This window comes from Microbulbifer rhizosphaerae (assembly GCF_014191725.1).
GTDB lineage: Bacteria > Pseudomonadota > Gammaproteobacteria > Pseudomonadales > Cellvibrionaceae > Microbulbifer > Microbulbifer rhizosphaerae.
In genome coordinates, this window is record NZ_JACHWZ010000013.1 from 23680 (window position 1) to 45635 (window position 21956).

Annotated in this window: 15 protein-coding genes; 4 read left to right on the forward strand and 11 right to left on the reverse strand. The window is 58.5% G+C overall.

The window, feature by feature from the left end; all coding sequences use genetic code 11:
* Positions 1-1503 (reverse strand): tryptophan halogenase family protein, encoded by a 1503-nt coding sequence (locus FHS09_RS13995; protein ID WP_183460955.1) that lies wholly within the window; start codon positions 1501-1503, stop codon positions 1-3.
* A 179-nt stretch (positions 1504-1682) separates the two neighbouring features.
* Positions 1683-4952 carry a TonB-dependent receptor gene (locus tag FHS09_RS14000; protein ID WP_183460957.1) on the reverse strand — a complete coding sequence of 1090 codons (3270 nt, stop codon included), beginning with the start codon at positions 4950-4952 and terminating at the stop codon, positions 1683-1685.
* Positions 4953-5385: 433 nt separating this feature from the next.
* Between FHS09_RS14000 and FHS09_RS14005 the strand changes: the two genes are divergently transcribed.
* Positions 5386-6726, forward strand: a complete 1341-nt coding sequence (locus tag FHS09_RS14005) for a glycoside hydrolase 5 family protein (protein WP_183460959.1) — start codon at positions 5386-5388, stop codon at positions 6724-6726.
* Positions 6727-7026: 300 nt separating this feature from the next.
* On the opposite strand, the gene FHS09_RS14010 is transcribed toward FHS09_RS14005, so the two are convergent.
* The 4 genes from FHS09_RS14010 to FHS09_RS14025 are packed head-to-tail and all read right to left on the reverse strand — an operon-like array spanning position 7027 to position 13018.
* The gene (locus FHS09_RS14010; protein ID WP_183460961.1) at positions 7027-8634 is read right to left on the reverse strand and encodes a glycoside hydrolase 5 family protein; all 1608 of its coding nucleotides are present in this window, start codon (positions 8632-8634) and stop codon (positions 7027-7029) included.
* A complete protein-coding gene (locus FHS09_RS14015) occupies positions 8618-9925 on the reverse strand; it encodes an AGE family epimerase/isomerase (protein WP_183460963.1) in 1308 nt (435 codons plus the stop codon). The genes FHS09_RS14010 and FHS09_RS14015 overlap by 17 nt, the downstream gene beginning before the upstream one ends.
* A 2-nt stretch (positions 9926-9927) precedes the next feature.
* The gene (locus FHS09_RS14020; RefSeq protein WP_183460965.1) at positions 9928-11109 is read right to left on the reverse strand and encodes a glycoside hydrolase family 130 protein; all 1182 of its coding nucleotides are present in this window, start codon (positions 11107-11109) and stop codon (positions 9928-9930) included.
* 40 nt (positions 11110-11149) lie between these two features.
* A complete protein-coding gene (locus tag FHS09_RS14025) occupies positions 11150-13018 on the reverse strand; it encodes a sodium:solute symporter family protein (RefSeq protein WP_183460968.1) in 1869 nt (622 codons plus the stop codon).
* Between the two features lie 227 nt (positions 13019-13245).
* On the opposite strand from FHS09_RS14025, the gene FHS09_RS14030 reads away from it, so the two are divergent.
* Positions 13246-14238 carry a LacI family DNA-binding transcriptional regulator gene (locus tag FHS09_RS14030; protein WP_183460969.1) on the forward strand — a complete coding sequence of 331 codons (993 nt, stop codon included), beginning with the start codon at positions 13246-13248 and terminating at the stop codon, positions 14236-14238.
* A 99-nt stretch (positions 14239-14337) separates the two neighbouring features.
* Here FHS09_RS14030 and FHS09_RS14035 read toward each other — a convergent pair whose 3' ends face one another.
* Both FHS09_RS14035 and FHS09_RS14040 read right to left on the reverse strand, forming a co-directional pair.
* Positions 14338-14835, reverse strand: a complete 498-nt coding sequence (locus FHS09_RS14035) for an NUDIX domain-containing protein (RefSeq protein WP_183460971.1) — start codon at positions 14833-14835, stop codon at positions 14338-14340.
* 62 nt (positions 14836-14897) lie between these two features.
* Positions 14898-15212, reverse strand: coding sequence for an ABC transporter permease subunit (locus FHS09_RS14040; protein WP_183461172.1), 315 nt, complete (start codon positions 15210-15212; stop codon positions 14898-14900).
* Between the two features lie 65 nt (positions 15213-15277).
* Here FHS09_RS14040 and FHS09_RS14045 point away from each other — a divergent pair, with 65 nt between their 5' ends.
* On the forward strand, positions 15278-15607 hold the full coding sequence (locus FHS09_RS14045) for a hypothetical protein (RefSeq protein ID WP_183460973.1): 330 nt from the start codon (positions 15278-15280) through the stop codon (positions 15605-15607).
* Positions 15604-16902: an amidohydrolase gene (locus tag FHS09_RS14050; RefSeq protein ID WP_183460975.1), complete on the forward strand. Its 1299-nt coding sequence runs from the start codon at positions 15604-15606 to the stop codon at positions 16900-16902. The genes FHS09_RS14045 and FHS09_RS14050 overlap by 4 nt, the downstream gene beginning before the upstream one ends.
* Before the next feature lie 66 nt (positions 16903-16968).
* On the opposite strand, the gene FHS09_RS14055 is transcribed toward FHS09_RS14050, so the two are convergent.
* The 3 genes from FHS09_RS14055 to FHS09_RS14065 are packed head-to-tail and all read right to left on the reverse strand — an operon-like array spanning position 16969 to position 21739.
* The gene (locus FHS09_RS14055; protein ID WP_221192007.1) at positions 16969-18612 is read right to left on the reverse strand and encodes a Glu/Leu/Phe/Val dehydrogenase dimerization domain-containing protein; all 1644 of its coding nucleotides are present in this window, start codon (positions 18610-18612) and stop codon (positions 16969-16971) included.
* A 47-nt stretch (positions 18613-18659) separates the two neighbouring features.
* A complete protein-coding gene (locus FHS09_RS14060; RefSeq protein ID WP_183460979.1) occupies positions 18660-19016 on the reverse strand; it encodes an Hpt domain-containing protein in 357 nt (118 codons plus the stop codon).
* Between the two features lie 14 nt (positions 19017-19030).
* On the reverse strand, positions 19031-21739 hold the full coding sequence (locus tag FHS09_RS14065; protein ID WP_221192008.1) for a response regulator: 2709 nt from the start codon (positions 21737-21739) through the stop codon (positions 19031-19033).
* Positions 21740-21956: the final 217 nt, after the last annotated feature.

A 21956-nucleotide genomic window follows, 5' to 3' on the forward strand; every position in this document is an offset into this window, starting at 1 on the left:
CTATGTACCGGCCGGGCAGTAGCCGGCGATAAATGCTTCATGATCCTGCATTTGCGCCACCTTCCGGTCGATGGCGGTCTTCAGGCTGGAGAGCTCGTCTCTCACTCTTTCTTCAGTCACAACACCCACCAGGGGCTCGACGTTCTCCGGCATCAACCCTTGCCCCATATAAACGCCGAGCCAGCTGGGAGGGGCGAAAAGTCCATGGCGATACTGTTCGATGTAACCGCGCCTTCCAAATAGTTCTATCTTCTCGCGCAAGCTGTCTGGCACCGCCATACGCTGGCAGTACCGCCACAGTACGGAGTCGTCCCTGCGATTCAGGTGGTAGTGGAGGATGAGGAAATCCCGTACGCGCTCGTATTCGAGATCAATCAACCGGTTATATTCGCGAATCACACGAGGATCAGCGACCTTGCCGGGCATGAGCTTAAGGAAATTGATAATGGCGATCTGTATCAGGTAGATACTGGTGGATTCCAAAGGCTCCAGAAAACCACCGGACAATCCTATCGCAATACAGTTCTTATCCCAGGCGCAGGCCCTTTTCCCCGCTTCGAACCGAAGCGTACGGGGCTCAGTGATCGCCGGCTCATCCAGCCCGGAAAGCAGCGAGACGGTGGCTTCATCATTACTGATAATGTCGCTTGAGTATACGTAACCATTTCCGGTCCTGTGCTGCAGGGGAATACGCCACTGCCAGCCGGCGCCCTTTGCCGTAGCGCGGGTACAGGGTGGGAAAAACGCTCCGCGCTCACTCGCCACGGCAACTGCACTATCACAGGCCAGCCAATGTTTCCAACTCTCAAATGCCACTCCCAGTGTTTCGCCCAGCAGTAGAGACCGGAAACCCGAGCAGTCGATAAAGTAATCGCCGCTGACTTTCTCACCCGATTCAAGAAGCAGGGAATGAACGTGTCCGCTGTCAGGGCTGGTCTGCACCTGGACGACTTTTCCCTCCAGGCGTTTTACCCCTTTTCGTTCGGAAAAATCTCTCAGGTATCGGGCGTAGAGACCGGCATCAAAATGGTAGGCATAGGAATAGGCGGCATCGATTGCTGTTTTATTCTCTGCCGGGAAATCGAACTTTCCGGCCCGGCAGGCGTTGACCGCAAAGGAGAATGCTTCGAGTGGCGGGACCTGATGTGCCCTGGCAAGCCGCAGCCAATGTTGATGAAAATCCGTGCCCGCTATGGTTTTTCCATAGGTTCCGAACGGATGAATGTAGGAAGTTCCCCTTTCTCCCCAGTCGACAAATTCAATGCCCAACTTGAAGGTGGCGTGGGTTTTTCGCATCATTTCAGGCTCGGGAATGCCCAGCCTGTCGTTAAACTCCCTGATCGCCGGGATGGTCGCCTCTCCCACCCCTACGGTGCCAATTTCCTCGGACTCTATCAGCACCACTTCGCAGACTTTGTCCGTTGCCACGCCGGCCAATGCCGCCGCGGACATCCAGCCCGCCGTACCGCCCCCTAAGACAACTATTTTTATTTTTTTTGACATAGTCTGCTTCCGCCCGAAAGGGCAGTTTTGGAAAATGCACTGCCACTCCGCAACTACTACCTTGGGGATAACAGCAACGTCGATATTTCCCTGTAGGAGCGGCCGTCGGCCTCTCCTACAGGGAAAGAGTCGTTACGCCACTCCCACAGCAGTGCATTTCCGGTCACCACAAGTGCGCATCAGAACTGGTAGCGCAGACCCAGCGTATAACGGCGATCGTTGACAAACCGGGCGTTGGGAAGGCGCAAACCACCATCGTCAGCATTGGTCACCTGCTGCTCAAGCACGGTTTCCTCACTCAAGAGGTTACTTCCCTGGAAGGTAATATCAAGATTGTCGGTCAGACTGTATTTTATGGAACCATCCAGAGACCCGTAGGGCTCGTTCCAGACCGGGTAGGCGACGCAGCAGTCGATGGCAGTAACCATATACTCGTCGCGCCAGCTGTACGCCAAACGGGCCTGCCAATCGCCTTTTTCATACATGCCGACGATGTTATAGGCGTGATCGCTCAGGCCCTCGAGCCGGTTGACGCCGATGGTATCCGGTGCCTGACCGGTGACAGTGCTGCCATCGGCTTGCTGGCTCTGAACATTGGTGTTGGTAATACCCTTGTTGTCGATATAGGTATAGTTGGCCTGCATACCCAGGCCGTTGAACGGTTCCGGCAGGAAATCGAAGAAGCGCTGGAAGGCGAATTCGAATCCCTTGATCTCGGCACCGTCGCCGTTGAGCGGCCGGCGCACCTCTACCGTACGGGTTACCCCGTTGTTGGTAAATTCAATGTTCTGGGCCCCAAACTGAATGTAATTGTCAAACTCCTTCTGGAAGACGGTGAAGGTCATAGAACCCACGTCCGCAAAATAATATTCCAATGCCAGATCAAACTGGGTTGCCTCAATCGGCTCCAGGAAGGGGTTTTGCGCCCCACTGGTGTAGCGGACATTGGCCCCGACGATCTCGCCCTGATCGTTCTTTATCCACAGCGGATCATTGGCATCTTCGATGTCCGGCAGGGTAGCCCTGATGCCGGTGTAGTTACGCAGGTTGCCGATATCCGGACGGGCTATAGCCTTGGAGGCGGCGAATCGCAACAGTACTTCGTCGGTCAGGTCGAACTTGATATTGAAGCTCGGCAGCAGATGGTGATGGGTTTTCTCGGTCTGATTGGTACGGCTGGCCCCGTTCATGAAGGCTATATCTTCCTCCGAAAGGTAGCACCCCACTGAATTGGGCACAGGCGGCTCTGGCTCTCCATCCGCAACCTCTACGGGTCTACACTCAGGATCCTGGTCCGGAGTCGGGTAGGCTATACCACCGGAGCCGGTATTGACGGTTTTTACATATCGCACACCGATATTCCCGGAGTAAGGCACCCCGAATACCTCGGCCTCCGAACCGCCGAAGTTGAACTGCACATAGGCCGCCTGGGTCTCTTCGTTGACATCCGCGATTTCCGCCGGGGTAAAACAGGTGCCGGGCACTTCTTCACTGCGATCGCCCATATTGGAACATATGGGGTCCCAGAAGACTTGGTTACCAACGATATCGAAACCGAGCGCGCTCGCACCGAGCGCGTTTGCCATACGCCGGCGGTCCTGAAGCAGGTCCATATCGGCAAATACAAACTGGTTTACGTTGATGTCGTGATAGCTGGAGGTGCCGAAATCACGTATTTCGTAAAATCCCTCCGGGTAGCCGGTGAACCCCGGCTGGGCGCCCTCGCCATTGGCCGGGTCGTGTTGATCCAGGTTGTAATAGGGCGCCTGCCCACCCGCCCAGTTGTTGGCCATGCCCGTCCAATTATAAGTGCTCCAGCGCACATTCTGGTCGCGCTCGGCCCAGCGCACGCCGGTCTTGATCGATTCCATCCAGCCGTTGTCGATATCGAACTCGAAGTCACCGCGCAGGGCAAGCTGGTCGCCTTCACTGTCCTCGACGTGATCCATGATCGAATTGATGCGGTAGTTATTGGGGTTGGACCAGTTGCCCGGGGACATATTCACGTTGGCGGGGTCCTGCAACGTCATCACCGGGCGATCGCCGCGCAGGTCCAGGTCGAGATTGGTGTAGGCGCCAAAATCCATTGTAATATCGTAGTTTTGCACTTCGGAGTCCACGTACTGGACATCGAACTGCGAGCGGATGCGATCGGTAAGTGCCCACTTCAGGTTGACCGCAAAATCCTGGGTCATGTTTTCATTGTTGTTGGAGCGGGTGGAGGTGGTCATATCCACGCCGCGCCTGCTCGGCGTACTACATCCAGCCCAGTCGTAACAGGGGTCGATAAAGGGGGCGCCGGCCGCATTGAAAGCGAATCCATCGCCCACAAAGTTGCCATTATTGGCGGTCATGACTCCGGCCTGGAACAACCCCCCTCTATTGAAGGTAAAAGGATCGGTTCCCTCTGCAGGTTGCGGGGCGCTGGCGGAATCCTCAATTTCATAGAACACACTCTGCCCGTAGGACAGATCAGCGGGAGCCACCTCTACGACGTACTCCTCCCAGGCATTCTTGTATTCCGAGCGGTTGTACTGGGTGGTGAGAACAACAGTTTCATCCGGGTTCTGGAACTGAAGCGCCAACGCTACACCGTTGCGTTCACGCTCGTAAACGTTTTCCCGCATATTGACCTTAGCGGGGATGTAATAGAGGCTGTCCTCTTCGTACACATCGCGGAACCGGTTCATCCGGTACAGCTGGGAACCCTCTGTTTTGGTTTCCACGTCCGAATGGGCAAAGTTGGCGAGAAAACCGAACTCACCCACGCCGGTTTCCCAGCGGTTGCTGTACAGACCGGACACCTCGGGGGTTACCTCTTCCGACAGGTCGCCGTAGTTGCTGTTGATCGTCAGGGCGATCATCTCGCCTTCCTGGTCGAAGGGCACGCGGGTGCGCATATTCACGGTGCCGGCAATACCGCCTTCAATCAGTTCGGCCATCTGGTTTTTGTAGGTATCCACACCGGACATCAATTCCGGAGAGACATCGCTCCAGCTAAGTCCGCGGGATGAATTGGCACTGAACGAGGTGCGGCCATTGAATTCGGTGCGCACCTGATTCAGGCCGCGCACCACCACACCCGAAGGCTCGGCCGAAAAGTGGGCGGTGTCCGACGAAGCGGCAAAACGGTTGACGGTAATACCGGCAACCCGTTGCAGCGCTTCGGCGACGGACTTATCGGGGAAAGATCCCAGATCCTTGGCGGTAATCGAATCCACCACCGTAGGGGCGTTGCGTTTAAGGTCCTGAGCGTTTTCCAGTGACTGGCGCATGCCCTGGACGACGATCTCTTCCAGGAGAGTGGCTTCCAGAATAGAACTCTCTTCCGCAGCGTCTTCGGTGGATTCAGCCTCCTGGGCCGACACAGCCGGAACTCCAAGCAGCCCATAGGCTGCAATACTGGTGGCCAGGACTGCCCGGGCAAATGGAAGTTTATTAGACAGCATATTGTTTTCCCTCAAGTAATTATTATTTGTTGTTCGGTCGCTCTCCGCAGAGCACGGCCTATTGAGGCGCTACTGCATTACCACGGCGCCCACACTGCGACGCTCCCGCCGTACCCAAAATGAATGTAACCGGTTACACACTTCAACCCAGAAACCCCGACTGAGCCTACTCCCTCCGGCGGTATCATATGGTTTACTCCGCCCACATGTAACCGGTTCCATTCCGAGATTATTACAAGCACCAGGCCAGTGCAAACTTTTTATGGCCCGGCGCCATTTTGAGGCAAAAAGGTAACGCTCAGGCCTGTAACCGGTTACAAACCTGTGGTTGAATGGTGGAGCTTCGGCGGCTCTCATGCCCCTCTACCGGCACAGACCGCTTAGAACATAAGCCCTCATCGAGTCACAAAATAAAAAACAGGGAGAAGCTGAAATGCCGAACCGCAGAGATCTCGCCATATTCCTGGCTGTCCTGATAACCGCCATTTTCGGCAGCCTCGCAGAGGCCCGGGCCCCCGCAGGCTTTGTCACCGTCGAGAATGGCCACTTCAGTATCGACGGCCAGACCTACGCCTATGCCGGAACCAATTACTGGCATGGGGCCTACCTGGGACATACTGATCCGGAAAGGCTGGTGCGGGAGCTGGATTTCCTGCGGGACAACGGGATTACCAATCTTCGGGTACTGGCGCTGTCCGAACTGAGCGAGCTGAGCCGCAGCGTGAAGCCCGCCTTTATCACCAGCCCGGGGACATACAACGAGAAGCTGCTGCACGGCCTCGACCGCCTTCTGGTGGAAATGGCCAAGCGGGACATGAAGGCGGTGCTCTACTTGACCAACTTCTGGCAGTGGTCCGGCGGTATGTCCCAATATCTGGCCTGGCACAACGGTGGGAAAATTCACGATCCGGACGTGGATGGGGAATGGAATCAGTTCATGGATAAGTCCGCGGGTTTCTATCGCTGCGCGCCCTGCCAGAAACAGTACCTGCAAGCCATCGCCGAATTGACGTCGCGCACCAATCACCTCACCGGCAAGAAGTACCGCGACGATCCGACCATCATGTCCTGGCAACTCGCCAACGAACCCCGGCCCGGCAGCGATGCCTCCTATAGCGAGAAGAGAGCGCAAAGCTATATAGGCTGGATAAACGACACCGCCAAAGCCATCAAACAGCTCGCCCCCAGGCAGCTGGTGAGCAGTGGCAGCGAGGGCATCATGGGCAGCCAGCAGCGCGCCGATCTATACACTGCGGCTCACGATACTCCTTACATCGACTACCTGACCGTACACCTGTGGATCAAGAACTGGAGCTGGTTCGACATCAAAGAGGCGGATTCCACCTATTCCGAAGCACTGCGGAAATCCCGCGACTACCTGCAACAGCATATAGAGATCGCCGGGCGTCTCGACAAACCGCTGGTGCTGGAGGAATTCGGTGTGGAACGGGATGGCGGAAGCTACTCTCCCGAGGCGAGCACTAAATACCGGGACCGCTTTCTCGGGGAGATATACGGACTGATCGAGAAGAACCGCAAAGAGAAGGGTCCGTTTAGTGGCTCGAATTTCTGGACCTTCGCCGGCTATGGCCGCGCGGCCTCTGCGGACGCGACCTGGAAGACCGGTGACCCCTTCCTCGGTGATCCACCCCAGGAGCCGCAGGGGCTCAATTCCGTCTTCGACAGCGATACGAGCACCCTGGCGATTATCAGCGGCCATGCCGACAGGATTGCGGAAATAACCACGCTGGCGCAGAAATCAAACGCCGAATAAAGCGCTTAAATGGCAGTTTCGCTCTTGTAGGGTGCGTCGTGCGCACCAGAAGGCGCCGGGGCCCGCATCAGTTCTGAAATGGTGCGCACGGCGCACCCTACCGCCCAGTACTTTGTAGGAGCCTGCTTGCAGGCGAAAAGATCAGCGCTCCGTAGCCGTTCGCCTGCAAGCAGGCTCCTACAGGTGTACCTGTAGCCGATGCGGAGTGGATTCAAGTTCGATCGCGGCCGTGGGCGGATGGCCGCCCCGCCGCTCCTACAGGGTGCCAAGTCTTCACTCAACAGTATTGATGGCCGGCAATCAGCGATCCGCCACACCACGGTTTTCGGCACACAACGTCTGTATATTGGATGGCTCCGACTTCCCGGATTCGTTCACAGCCACCAGGCGATAACTGAAACAGCCGTTTTTCGGCGGCTGGGGTTCACGATAAAGGGACCGGCTCTGCGGATTCCAGAAATTCTCCCCGTCCACAAGATCATCGGCCTGTAATTTCCAGCTTGCCCCACCGTCTTCCGAGCGGTAGAGCCGATAGTGCTCACCCGCGGGAGCCCCCATCCAGTTTATCTCCCCATTGGCTTTTACCGGGTGCAGCCAGGGCGCTTCCGGAGCCGGTAGTTTTCGCGCAAACCCGATCGCCCGGGGATCACTGGATATTTCCGCCTGGGTTCGGCGCAAAAGATCAACGACCCGGCGCTCGTTGTTGTCGTCATTGACGGAAAAACCCGGCAGGTGGTAGCTCAAGTGCCCATCGAACTCCCTGTGCCAGTAAAAGCCGCCGGCCTCGCGGTGTCCGCGAAAGCCCCAGAGTAAAGCGCCGGCGATGGCGGGCTCCTCCGCCAGGGCCCGGGTAACCTCCTCTATGCGCGCAAACGGTTGCAGGCCGTATTCGCCGACGAACAGTGGTTTGTTGTATTTCCGGGCCAGTTTCGCCTGATGCCTGACCACCTCCGGGTCCATATAAGAGCCGTAGAAATGGTTCGACTGAATGTCCACGTTTTTATCCAACAAGCCGAGGAACTCTCCGTTCCCCACCTCTTCCTGCCGACCGCTGCTGACATTGTCGGCCTGCTGATCCCCATCCACCACCAATTGGTTGGGGGCCAGCCGCTTGATCAATGCCGCCGTCTCGGCCAGAAAACGTTTGTTGGTTCCACGCAGCTCATTGCCGGTCTCCCACGCCATTATCGCTTTTTCTTCGCGGTACTCCCGGCCGGTGCAGCTGTTTTTGTGGCTCAGCAGCTGCTCGATAATACCCCGGTAGGCGGCATAGGTTTTGCTGTCCACATCGTACAGGGGGCCCAATTCCTTGGTCTCCAGATGGCCCTCGCCAACCATGATGGCCAGCTCCCGCTTGCCACCCCACCAGCTCCAGTGGTCGATCACCGGCACGATCAGGCGCAGGCCGTGCAGGTCAGCGAGATACACCATCCGGTCGAACACCTGCATGGCGTCGGGGTTCAATTCCACCCTGCCGGTGGACGGGTTCTTGACCACATGGGCGGGCATGTTTTCCCCGACCGCATCGGGAAGCGACATATCGTCGACGGAAAGCGTGTATATCCTGCTAACGGAGTGCCCGCTTCTTACAAGCGCCTTTATCCAATTCTCCTGCTCCCGGGCACTGGGCCAGCGAAAATGGTCCGCCTTGCCGATCTCGCTGTTTTTCGAGGCCACGTCATCCTCTATCCGATGCAACTCGGTGGCGTGCAGGCCGATAAAGCGCAGCGGCCTGTCGCCGTCAAATAATCTATAGCCGTCCCTGGTAACAAAATTGTGAAACCCCGAAAAATCACTTTCCCCGCCCGGAACAGTACAGTGATCCGGCAGGTCGGCCTTCGCGTACGAACAACCCAGCAGCACGGTATTCAGAGCTGCCAGAAGAAGAGTATTAATCAGCGATTTCATAATTCCGATCCGCTCTGTTTTTATTCCCGTATAAGCTCAGACTTTTTATTCGCCGGCACACTTCCATCATCGCACGGCCATTGTGATAAGGCCCTTTCCAAAACCCCGCCTTGTAATTCTGATCTTCTTCCCGGCGATCCAGTGTTGAATGGTAGAGCCATTCCCCATCTTCCCAGTCTATCTGGTGGTCCTTGACAAATTGCCACACCCTCAGGAAGGCCTTCCAGTAACGCTCTTCTCCAGTTGATTGCCAGGCGTTCAAAAATCCAACCAAGGCCTCGGCCTGAACCCACCACTCCGAATCCGTGTGGCGTGTTTGCAGTGAAAAGTCATAGGTATCCAGAACCTGGCCGTACTCTCCAATTCCTTCGCGCAAACAGCTACCTGAAAGTGTGTGTATGCAGGGAGAAAACTCAGACTCAAGATGCGGATTTCCCAGGTTCTCCAGGGCCTCCGCCAGCAACCAGCTGGCTTCGATATCGTGACCGTATGAGAAACTTGTGGAAATATCCGTCCAATCCCTGTTTAGGAACAGGCGTAGGTGTCCGCTTTTCTTATCAAGAATCTTTTCACAGAACCATTGGATACTTTTTGTTAACGCGCCTTTCACCTCCCGCTTCTTGCTTGTCCTGTATAACCCTGTATAAGCCTCCATGACGTGCAGGTGATTATTCATGGTTTTGGGAGCATTCATATCCTTATCACTAAGGCGCACGTCTTCAATAGGAAGCCAGTCTCTCCCCACCGCCTCCCAATAGCCGCCCAACTCCCTGTCAACACAGTTTTTCTCTATTAACTCAAAATAGGAAAGCGCCTTATCCAGGGCCAGTCTGTCCTTGCTAAGACGGTAATAACTCGACAAGGCATAAATGGAAAATGCCTGGGCGTAGGTCTTTTTTGTCCCATCGACTATCTTTCCCTGATAGTCTACAGACCAGACAGCGCCACCGTGCACTTTGTCATCGAAGCGTTCCACGAAATAGCGAAATGCCCGGTCGGCAAGGTGGCGGTACTTTGCTATATATTCGGGGCTTTCCAGGTACAGGCACAGTTCGCTGAAGAACCAGAGTATTCTCGCATTGAGGACAACCCCCTTATCCGCCTGCAAATCCGGGGTCCCGCGGACGGAAACTTCACCAAAGAACCCCCCAAGATTTCTATCAAGCGCATTCTCCAGCCACCAATCGGCAATAGACAGCAGTTGCCGGCTGAATTCCTCCTGCAGCTCAGCGCAGAAAGCCGGGCCCGGTAATCGCGCGGCCGAGCCGTCCTTTATTGGCAGAATATCCATATTCAAAGATCCCGCAAAACCGCTGCATTGCGTTCGATCAGGTCAATTCTGCTGGTGACCGATGTGGCGGAGCGCAAACCATCGCCAGGCGTGTTGATACAGTAGTCAATCAACTGATCAACGGTACTGGTGGCGACATGCAGGCGGGTATCGGAAGAGGCGTAGTAGATAAACACCTCTCCGCTGTCGTCGGCTATCCAACCATTGCTGAATAGCACGTTGGATACATCCCCCAGCCGCTCGCCGCCTTCCGGCGCCAGCAGGTGTCCGGCGGGGCGGTGGATGACCTCCCAGGGGCGCTCCAGGTCCGTCATGAACATGTACAGAACATAGCGAAGCCCCGCAGCGGTGTTGCGCACGCCGTGGGCCAGGTGCAGCCAGCCTTGGGCTGTCTTTATCGGTGCGGGGCCCAGGCCGTTTTTTACTTCCTTGATGGTGTGGTACACCTTGGTATCAACCAATACCTCTTCGGTGACTTCCGCAGACTCCATGCTATCGGTCAGCCCCCAACCGATACCACCTCCACTGCCAACGCTGATGAAACCGTCCTGTGGTCGGGTATATAGGGCGTATTTTCCGTCGACAAACTCCGGGTGGAGCACCACATTGCGCTGCTGGCCCGAATAGGTGACCAGATCCGGGAGCCGCTCCCAGCTGCGCAGGTCCCTGGTACGGGCTATGCCGCACTGGGCTTCGGCTGCGCTGATATCCTGCGGGCGGCTTTCGTCCTTGCGTTCCGTACAGAAAAGGCCATAGATCCAGCCATCCTGATGCCTGGTGAGGCGCATATCGTAGACATTGGTGTCCGGCCGCTCGGTTTCCGGCATGACGATCGGCTTATCCCAGAAACGGAAACCGTCCACACCATTGCCGCTCTCTGCAATCGCAAAGAATGATTTTCTGTCGACTCCCTCGACACGAACAGCCACAAGGTATTTGTCATCGAATTTTATCGCGCCCGCATTGAACGTGGCGTTGATCCCCTGCCGCTCCATCAGCCACGGATTGCTGGACTCGTTGAAGTCATAACGCCAGGAAACCGGCACATGGTGACGGCTGACAACGGGATTCTTCCACCGTTGAAATATCCCATTACCAGTGCCGCTATCAGGCTCGTTTTTTCTGGAAAGAAAACCTTCCTGCTGCGCGACAAGTGCCCGCACCTTTCCAATAAAATCACTCATAGATCACTCTTATAATCCATATAACTCGTACATATAAATATCAGGCGGACGTCAAAGCTCTTCGACCACCTTCAGATGCCTCCGCATCTTCCACTGCCGCATCCGGGTCATTGCGCATCAGGACATACCAGTTGCGCCACAGAAACAGGCTGGTAACCACAACCACTGCCGTGGCTACAAAGAATTCAGGCCAGCGGCGAATCACAAGAAATATAGGTGCGGCGGTCAAAGCCGTATGCCAGAAAATACCAACAGTGCAGTTGACCATATCCCGAAGGCAGTCCCCGTTCCTGCGCAGGCCAGGATGGCTCTCTTCCAGGGCCTCGTGTACCGGACGCCAGAATCCCCAGGGGCGTGTTTTGAAATAAAACCTCTTTAGAGTCTCCATATCATCCGGCTTGGTGAGCAGCGAGCCCGCGATACTGGCCACTACACAGAGTCCAAACAGTGCCGGAAAGGCGTAGAGGGGGGACAGGTCGGTGAACATCAGCGGAATGGCGACCAGCAGCCCGGCGAGCATTCCATAGAAATAGCCGAATCCGTTCATCCGCCACCAATACCACTTGAGGATGTTGGCCGCGGTATAGCCGCCATAAAGCGCACTGACAATCCACAGGATGATGTCGTTCAGGGAAGGGGCAAATAAACCGATCGCAGTTCCAAGCACCACAAATGTCACGGAGACCAGGTAGCTCATGCGCACGTAGGTTTTCTGCGACCCGTTGGGGTTGAAATAGCGTTTGTAGATATCATTCACCACATAGGCGGGCGCCGAGTTGGTGGTCGCGGCGAACGTGGACATAAAGGTGGCCAGCAGGCCAGCAATCACCAGGCCAAGAAGGCCCGCAGGCACATAATTGGCCAGCGCAAAAGGCAATATCTGCTCGAAGTCGACAGCCGCACCCATCGCACGCAGATCGCCCATAAAGAACACCAACGCCAGTATGGTGAGGCCGGTGATCATCATGTAGCGCGGGAACAGCAAGACCAGGCTTACCAGCCAGCTCATCTTGGCTGCCTCCACCGGCGTGCGCGCCGAGAGGATGCGCTGCATGTCATAGTTCGGCGCCGGACCGGCAATACTCTGCAGAATTCCCTTGAGCAGCACCAACATAAAAAACACGGAAAACAGCGACCAGCCGTCCTCGACAATACGCTGGTTGGCACTTTCCAGAATTCCACTCCAGTCCAGTGCCAAAGTCCGGCCAAAACCCATACTGAACCAGCCCTCAGGAACTGCGGCTTCGAGCATCTCCGGCGACACCTGCACCATGGCGATGACACCGATCGCAATGCAGGCCACGGTCATGATGACGAACTGCATCACCTCCGTAAGCACCACACCGAACATACCGCCCTTCACCACATAGACAGCGGTGACCGCGGTCAGAATCAGCCCATAGAGGATCTCGTTGGTATGTACATCCGCCGAGAGCTGCCAGGGCATAAACGCCGCCGCAAACTTACCGATGCCGACAAATCCGTAGGCCAGGTAGCCGAGTACCACCAGTAACGCAAAGGCCACGATCACCAGGTGGGACAGCTCCGCCCCGCGCCCCTCGCCAAAACGAAAGCGTATCCACTCCGCCCCGGTCATCACGCCGGAGCGGCGCAGCCAGATAGACAGGAAGACCATCAGAAAAACCTGGTTGAAGGCGGGCCACAGCCAGGGGATATAGACGCTCTTCAAGCCGTAGATGAAGAGCAGATAGACCATCCACATGGTCCCCGAGATGTCGAACTGCCCGGAAGCATTGGATAGTCCCAGGTAGTACCAGGGCAGCTTGTTACCTCCCAGAAAATAACTCTGAATATTCTGCGAGGCCTTTCTGGAGACCCAGAAGCCGATAAACAGCGAGGCAGACAGGTAGAGACCGATCACCAGCAAGTCGACGGGGGCGAGGTTCATGCAACACTCTCTCATCATTATCAGCGCCTGCCGCGTTTGCGCTGCGGCGCTTATTATCGTTTTGGCATCCGGAGTCGGACTCAAACCCCTACCCATAGAGGGGTCCAGTCGGTATAATGTAACCGGTTACACTCAAATTTGCTAGAGCTTCTCAACAATTTGCGGTAAGTTGCCTTCGCTTTAACGCAGGCACCAGCCGTGCCACCCAGCTTGTTACGGTCGCCATAATGTCGAATATCAGGGAAGTGTCACGAGTTGCCGGGGTTTCAATTGCCACGGTATCCCGGGCGCTCAGCCATCCGGAAAAAGTCTCGAAAGAGGCGCTGGCCAAGGTCAACGCTGCGATCGAGAAGGTAAAGTACCGGCCCAACATGATGGCCCGTAACTTTCGTGCCGTACGCGCCTACTCGATCGTTGTCCTGGTGCCCAATATCTCCAACCTGTTTTTCGCCACCGTTATCCGGGGAATAGAGGACGCCGCCCAGCAAAAGGGCTATAGCGTCCTGCTGGGAGACACCAGGGACTCCATCGCCCGCGAGCGCGATTACACCAAACTGGTGGAGACCCGCCAGGCGGACGGCATACTGCAGTTACGCCCCCATGTTCCCGGCGAGTCCCTGGAGCCAGAGGCGGACATCCCCATGGTTTCGACCTGCGGCTGCGAGGATACTCCCTACCCGTCGGTGCGCATCGATAACGCCGGCGCCGCAGGCGAGATCGTTCAATATTTAATCGGACAAGGCCACCGCAGGATCGGCGTCCTCGCCGGCCTGCGCGACAACCCCCACTCCCGCGACCGCCTGCGCGGTTATCGGGAGGCCCTGCACAAGGCAGATATCCCCTATGACCCCGACCTGCTGGTCAATGGCGATTTCACCATGGGGTCGGGACTGATGGCGGCCAGCCATTTTGCCCGCATGAAAAACCGCCCCACGGCCATATTCTCGATGAACGATGAAATGGCCATCGGCTGTATCCAGGGCCTCAAGTCCGCGGGTATTCGCGTACCGGAGGATATGTCCATCACCGGTTTCGACGATATCGAGTTCGCCCGCTACAGCGACCCGCCCCTGACGACGGTTGCCCAACCCGCCGAAGAGCTGGGCCGCATCGGGTTCAATACCCTGCTGGAACTGATCGAAGGCCAGGAGTTGCAGCAGACCGAAACGGTCCTGCCCTACGAATTTATAGTACGCAAAAGCACCCCAGCCCTCTCCTGAGCCAGGCTTCCCAATGGTCCGAGCGGCTGCCGAGCTGGATGATGGACTCCGCCATCTCCTATGGATCAGCGGGGGATTTGATTCCGCCACCGGCAGCGCCTAAGCCTTTTCGAGGCCATATTCCAGGACTTCAATATATTCCTGCTCGTCGCCCACACCGCCACCGCCGGAGACCCGCATTTCATCCGAATACTCGGCAGTAAAAAAATGCAAAATCTCAGTAACCGAGCCTGGAGACATATAAGCTTCAAATACTTTTTTCACCTCCCCCACCCGGTAACCCGTCTCCTCCTCAATTTCACGAAGTATGCAGACATACGGGTCATCCCCATCCAAAGCCCCTGCGCAGGCTTCAACCAGCATTCCATTGCTGTTTCCATTCAGGAAAGTCGGCAGGCGAAACTGGCGGGTTAAGATTACCGTCCCCCTGCGGGGACTGAACAACAACACGGCAGCGCCATCTCCGCGATCATAGACTTCCCTTTGCTGGGTCTCCCAAGCGCCGTCCTCCCTGCGGAAATCAAATGTATATTTTTCGAGCCTCGACCACGACTGGTAGAGAGATTCCTTTTTGATGTTTTTGATAAATTTGGTCACACAATCTTCCTTATACACTTCCAAGCAATTCGCCAAAAGATAGGCCATGCAGCGGTATTTTTCTAACCTTTGACCGCTCCGGAAGAAAGTCCCAAAACCAGAAAACGCTGCAGCACAATAAATAACGCAATCACCGGCAGGGAAACCAGTATGGAGCCGGCGGCGAAGAAGTCCCACTCGGAGGCGTAGTCGTTGACGAAGAAGCGCAGTCCTACCGGCACCGTGTACAGGGATTCGTCGTCCATAAAAATGGAGGCGAGGATAAATTCGTTCCAGGCGGTCATAAATGAGAACAGCCCGGTCACGGCGATGGCCGGGCGCGCCAGGGGCAGGATGATTTTGCGGAAAATCTGCGGGCGCGATGTCCCCTCCAGCAGCGCGGACTTGTTGGCCGGAAAATGCCAGGCTCACAACCCATAAGCAGGGGTAAATTACAATCGCGGTGGCGAACAACAACATCGCAAAGCGCCAGGAAAAGATATCCCGCAAGATTTTTCCCGCACGGCTCGTAGAATGGGCAAAGGAGCGCGGCGACGTGCCCATCACTTCGGACCTGATGGGCACGCTGCGCTTTGCTCAGGGCTTTGGAGAAACGCATCTGCCACAGGGTATAGCAGAACAGCAGCGCCAGGTTGATAACGCCGAACTGGGGGTGAAACATGCCCTTCCACACCAGCGCGGTGATGTGTTGGGAAAGGCCAATTGCCGGACTGGCGTGAAAACTGCGTTAGAATCCAGCGACAATCACGAAAAACAAGGAACACCACCGTGAAAAGAGTATTCCTGCCTTTCGCCCTGGGGACGGCCCTGCTGGGCGCCGGACCGGCGACAGCCGCCGACGCGGACCAGTTGCTGAACAAAACTGAATCCAAAGTCATCGAATGGCGCCGCCATATCCACCGCAACCCGGAACTGGGCAACCGCGAGTTCGAAACCGCCAAGTACATCGCCAGCCACCTGAAATCCTTGGGCATGCAGGTGGAGACCGGCGTGGCCCATACCGGCGTGGTCGCCCTGCTCAAGGGCGGCAAACCCGGCCCCACGGTGGCCCTGCGCGCGGATATGGATGCGCTGCCGGTGTCCGAGCGGGTGGACGTGCCATTCGCCTCCAAGGTGAAGACCACCTACAACGGCGAGGAAGTGGGCGTGATGCACGCCTGCGGCCACGACACCCATGTGGCCATGCTGATGGGTGCGGCGGAGATACTCGCCGGCATGCGCGAGCAATTGCATGGCAATGTGCTGTTCGTGTTCCAACCCGCCGAGGAGGGCGCACCGGACGGCGAGGAGGGCGGCGCCGCGCTGATGCTGAAAGAGGGGCTGTTCAAGAAATACAAGCCGGACGTGGCCTTCGGCCAGCATGTCACCTCCAACCTGCCCGCCGGCGTGATCGGCTATCGCACCGGCCCGCTGATGGCCAGCTCCGACGAGTTCCGCATCACCGTGCACGGCCGCCAGACCCACGGCTCCCGCCCCTGGGGCGGCGTGGACCCGATTACCACCGCCGCGCAGATCGTGCTCGGCACCCAGACCATCATCAGCCGCCAGATCGATATCACCAGGGAACCGGCGGTGGTGTCCTTTGGCAAGATCGACGGCGGGGTGCGCAACAACATCATCCCCGATTCGGTGTTTTTGAACGGCACCATCCGCAACTTCGATATGGACAACCGCCGGCAGATCTTCGAGAAGCTGCAGACCACGGTGAAACATATCGCCGAGAGCGCCGGCGCCAGGGCGGAAGTGGAGATCCTCGAAGGTTACCCGGTCACCGTCAACGATCCGGCGCTGACCCAGGCGGTACTACCGACCCTGCGGGCCGCCGCCGGCGAGAAGCGCGTGATTGAAGTGCCCAAGATCACCGGCGCCGAGGATTTCTCCTATTTCGCCAACGAGGTGCCCGGCTTCTACTATTTCCTGGGCGTAACCCCCGCGGGCGAAGACCCGGCCACCGCCGCCAGCAATCACTCACCGGAGTTCTATGTGGACGAGAGCGCACTCAAGGTGGGCACCAGGGCGATCACCCAACTGGCGCTGGACTATATGGACAACCACAAAACCCTGTAACCTCGGGATCATTATCAGGCGCGGGATAGTTGTTGCCCTTCTTCTTATTGAGCACAGGCATTTCCTTCAAGGGAACAGTCCCCGCAACAGTTCCGCCTGCCTGACCCGGTCGAGCGCCTCGATGAGCGCGGCAGTGCGCATGTCCGTGCCTTCCCTTTCCGCCCGGGTCAGGGTGCGACGGAAGGCGTCGGTCATAATTGCGTGGAGCCGGGTATTGACCTCCTCCAGCGTCCACATGAAGTTCTGCATGCCCTGCACCCATTCAAAGTAGGAAACGGTGACGCCACCCGCGTTGGCGAGGATGTCCGGCAGCACGAAGATGCCCTTTTCACTCAGTACTTCGTCGGCTTCCAGGGTGGTGGGGCCGTTGGCGCCCTCGGCGAGGATCTTGCAATTGATGCGCTGCACATTGTCGATGGTGACCTGATTTTGCAGGGCCGCCAGCGCGAGAATGTCGCAGGGCAGTTCCAGCAGTTCGCTGTTGGTGATGTGCTCGCCACCGGGGTAGCCTTCCAGAAAGCGGCGCTTGGCGACGTGGGCCTCCAGGTCGTCGATGTCGAGCCCTCCCGGATTGTGTACCGCAGTGCTCACATCGCTGACGGCGATCACCTTGACGCCGTTTTCCTCCAAGAAACGGGCGGTGTGGGCGCCGACGTTGCCAAAACCCTGGACCGCCGCGGTGCACTGCCTGAGATCGAGCCCGAGGTGGCGGGCGGCTTCGACGATGCAGTACATCAGGCCGCGCCCGGTGGCTTCGGTGCGCCCCTGGGAGCCGCCGAGCACCACCGGTTTACCAGTGACCACCGCGGGCACGGTGTAACCGACGCGCCGGCTGTAGGTGTCCATGATCCAGGCCATCACCTGTTCGTTGGTGCCCATGTCGGGGGCCGGGATATCCATGTCCGGGCCGATAATGTCGATAAACGAGAGGGTGTAGCGCCGTGTCAGGCGCTGCAACTCGGTGCGCGACAGATCCAGCGGGTTGATGCGGATGCCACCCTTGGCGCCGCCGAAGGGCAGCCGCATCAGGGCGCACTTCCAGGTCATCCACATCGCCAGTGCCGCGACCTCGCCCAGATCAACCCCCTGATGATAGCGGATCCCCCCCTTGGTGGGCCCCATGGCCAGCACGTGCTGCACCCGGTAGCCGAACACGGTTTCCACCTGGCCGTGTTGGTCGCGCCGGAAGGACAGGGCCGCCACCTGGGCCCGCTCTGGAAACAGCAGTCGCTGGCGCACGTTGTCATCGAGTTCGACGATGTAGGCGGCCTTGAGGAACTGCTGTTGGGCGAGGTGGAACATACCGGAGGCCCACTCCGCGCTGCGGGCCCGCATCCGCTCCACCGCGTAGCGGATCGAGCGCACCAGGCCAACCCGCCCGATGCGGTCCTTGATCAGGTAATCCTGGGCGCCGCCCTCCACCGCCTTCGAGGCCAGGGTGACGTCGTCGAATCCCGTCTGGATGACGATGGCGGTGTCCGGCGCCCGGCCGCGCAGGCGGAAGAAGGTTTCGTGGGGCTCGCTGTCCGGCAGCAGGAGATCGAGCAGCACCACGTCGAACGCCTGCCGGTCGAGGCTGTCGAACGCGGCCGACAAGCGGTCGACGGAGGTGACGTCGAAAGAGGGGTATTGGCTGCCGGCGAGCAGCTTTTCGATCAGGCGCCGGTAAACCGGGTTGTCTTCCACCAGCAATACCCTGAGCGGGCGCATCTCCAAGGTCTGTTCCTCCCGTGTCGGGCCCGGCCAGCTGTCGGGGGTCAGCTGGCCGGGGGGGGTTCGTTTTGCAGGTGATTCCCGAGTTCCCTGCACAGACGGCCGACTTCCTCTTCCAGCTTAGCCAGGGCCCGGTCCGCGCCCTGGAAGTTGGCGTCGCGACCCAGCGTTTCCAGATGAAAGGCGGCGGCGGCGGCGGCATCTGCGTGAAACACGCGCACCGCGCCCTTCAGGCTGTGGGCGGAGCGGCGCAGTTCGGCTGCGTGCTGCCACTCCACAGCGTTGCGGACGGCATCCGTCATGGCATCGGCTTCAGCGAGAAAGACCTCCGCCAGATCGCGCAGGATCTCCTCGTCGCCGTCCAGGTCGGCCAGCGCTTTGTGCCATTCGAAAGTGCTCATGGTGCCCTCCTGTTTCACTGTGGTTCCCCCGGTTCGGGCCCTTCGGGGGAGCCGGCGGCGCCGGGTATCACCCTGGCGATTTCCTCCTCCAATACCCGGATCCGCAGCGGCTTGGCGACGTAGCCGTCCATGCCCGCCTTCAGGCAGCGCTCCCGGTCCCCCGCCAGGGCATGGGCAGTCATGGCAATGATGGGAATGTGGCTGTCCGTATCCTGTTCCCTTGCGCGGATCTCGCGGGTGGCGTCCAGTCCGTCAATTTCAGGCATTTCCACGTCCATCAGGATCAGATCGAAACCGCCGGATTCCCAGGCGGTCACGGCCTGTTGGCCGTCGTCCACCAGCACCACCCGGTGACCCTGTTTGCCGAGGCTCTTGCTGGCGACGGCCTGGTTGACCTTATTGTCCTCGGCCACCAGGATGCGCAGCGGCCGGAGGCGAGGGGCTTCCGCGCCAGTCGGGGCCGCCTCGGGCTCTTCCCGGCCCGCCAGCCCCATGACCTCGACGATGGCATTCAACAGGGCCGACTGGCGCACCGGCTTGGTGAGCCAGGCCGCTACCTGTCCGCCGGCGTCCAGGTAGCGGCCCCCGCCGGTGTCGGCGGAGGACAGCAGGATGACCCCGGGCAGGTGGGGCAGGCCGAGCTGGCCGATATGGCGTGCCAGTTCGACGCCGTCCATTTCCGGCATCCGCAGATCACTGATCACCAGAGCAATGTCCTCGCCGGACCGGCGCAGTACCTCCAGGGCCTCTTCGCCATCGGCCACCGCCGTGGGCGCCATTTGCCAGCTTTGCAGTATCTCTTCGAGAACGGTGCGGTTGGTCTGGTTGTCGTCGACCACCAGCACCCCCAGGTCGTGCAGGTGCACCGGTTCCCGTTCGATGCCGCTGTCCGCTCGGTCCGCCGCCAACGGGAAAGGCAGGCTGAAATGGAAATTGGCCCCCTTGCCCTCCTCGCTTTCCAGGGCGATCTCGCCGCCCATCAGGTGGACGAGTTGGGCCGCTATGCTGAGACCGAGACCGCTGCCGCCGTAGCGCCGTGAGACACCGACACCGGCCTGCTCGAAGACTTCGAAGATGGATTTCTGGAATTCCCGGGGGATGCCCGGCCCGGTGTCGCACACGGAAAAGCGGAGGCGCACCCACGCGTTGTCCTGGGACTCGACGGAAATGTCCACGACCACTTCGCCGTGCTCGGTGAATTTGATGGCATTGCCCACAAGGTTCAGCAGCACCTGCCGCAACCGACCCGGATCACCCAGCAGCCGGTCCGGCACCTCGGGCGGTATGTGGTAGACCAGCTCCAGGTCCTTGATGGCGGCCTTCACCGCCAGGGTTTGCAGCATGTCCACCAGGGTGTCGCGCAGCGCGAAGGGCATGGACTCCAGCTCGATCTTGCCGGCTTCGATCTTGGAGAAATCCAGGATCTCGTTGATGACCCGCAGCAGCAAGTCCGCCGACTGGTCGATAACCCGCAGGTAATCCCGCTGTTGGGGCGTCAGCTTGGTGTCCATCATCAGTTCGGCCATGCCGATGATGCCGTTCATGGGGGTGCGGATTTCGTGGCTCATGTTGGCCAGAAACTGACTCTTAGCCTGCGTTGCCGCCTCCGCCTGTTCCTTGGCGGTTTTCAGGTTGTCCCCCATCTCGAGCAGATCGACGGTCTGCTGTTCAAGCCGCTGGTTGGCGGACTGGAGGTCGGCCGTGCGCTCTTTAACGAGCTGCTCCACCCGGCTGGTCTGTCGCATCAGCAGCATCAGGTAGGCGACGATCAGACCGGTGCTCAGCAGACCTACGGCGAGGGCGATATCGGGGGCCCGGATCCAACCGGGCTCGAAGGGTTCCAGCGCGTTTACCTCAACCAGCCAGGGGTGTCCCGCAACGGTCAGCAAACGGGTATAGCTGAGCGATCCCCGATGGTCTTTTGGGGCGGTTTCCTGGGGAACACGCCTGTACACCGGGATTGACAGGGAGCCACTGGCGTCCAAGAGGACGATCTCGAACTCCCAGTCGGGAAGGTAGGCCAATGCCCTCTCGACAATCTCATCGAGACGCAGAATGGCGACGACGAACCCGATCAGGTCCTGTCGGCGTTCGTCCACGGAATCCGTGGCGGAAGGTCTCCCGTAAATGGGCAGGACGGCCAGGATGCGCGGTGTTGCCGCGTCTTTCAGGCCGGGCAAGGCGACCGGGGGCGTAGTAGCAGGCCTGCCGGTATCACGGGCTCGGATCATGGCCTGGCGAACCAGCGGCAGGGATGCCAGGTCCAGGCCCAGCAAGCCCCTGAATTCCGGCTGCGCGGCCTCCAGAAAGAATACCGGAAAGTGGGACTGAAGCCCGTTTTGCGAAGCGCCGTTTTCCCCGGGGGGGGGCTGCCAGATCCGGTACTGGTCATTCAGTTCCTGCCGGCCGAGCGTTTCATGGGCTGCCCGCCCGTCCGCCTCCGTTCTGGGGGCCCAAAACACCGACTCCAGGCTGGGAAAGGTATCGATAAAAGGGACGGCGAAATCGGCGAATTCGTGCCGTTCGACCAGCTCCGATGCCCGGTAGAACCCCCCGAAAAATTCGAGAATAGCGAGGCGGGTTTCGAAACTACGGCCGATGTCGTCGATGAGTACTTCGCTGGACAGCTCGAATCGAGTCCGTGCAATGGTCTGCTCAGTGGTGTAGAGCCAGTACCAGACCCCAAAGGTGAGCAGCAGACACAGCAGACCCACTGCCAGCACGGCCCACGCCCTTGGGTGCAGACCGAGCAGCGCCGGGTGGCGTCGCCTTTTCTTTGACCTGGGGGATCTTTGATCATCGCCGGCATCGACCATGGGTGGGCCTCGCACAGGGCGTTGCTTCCCTATCACTGAGAGTGATAAAGGGCTCACAACCTGTTAACGAGGATAGCTTATTTTCTCAGGGTGCAGCCGGTGGGGAGACTGCGTGAGTGATCTG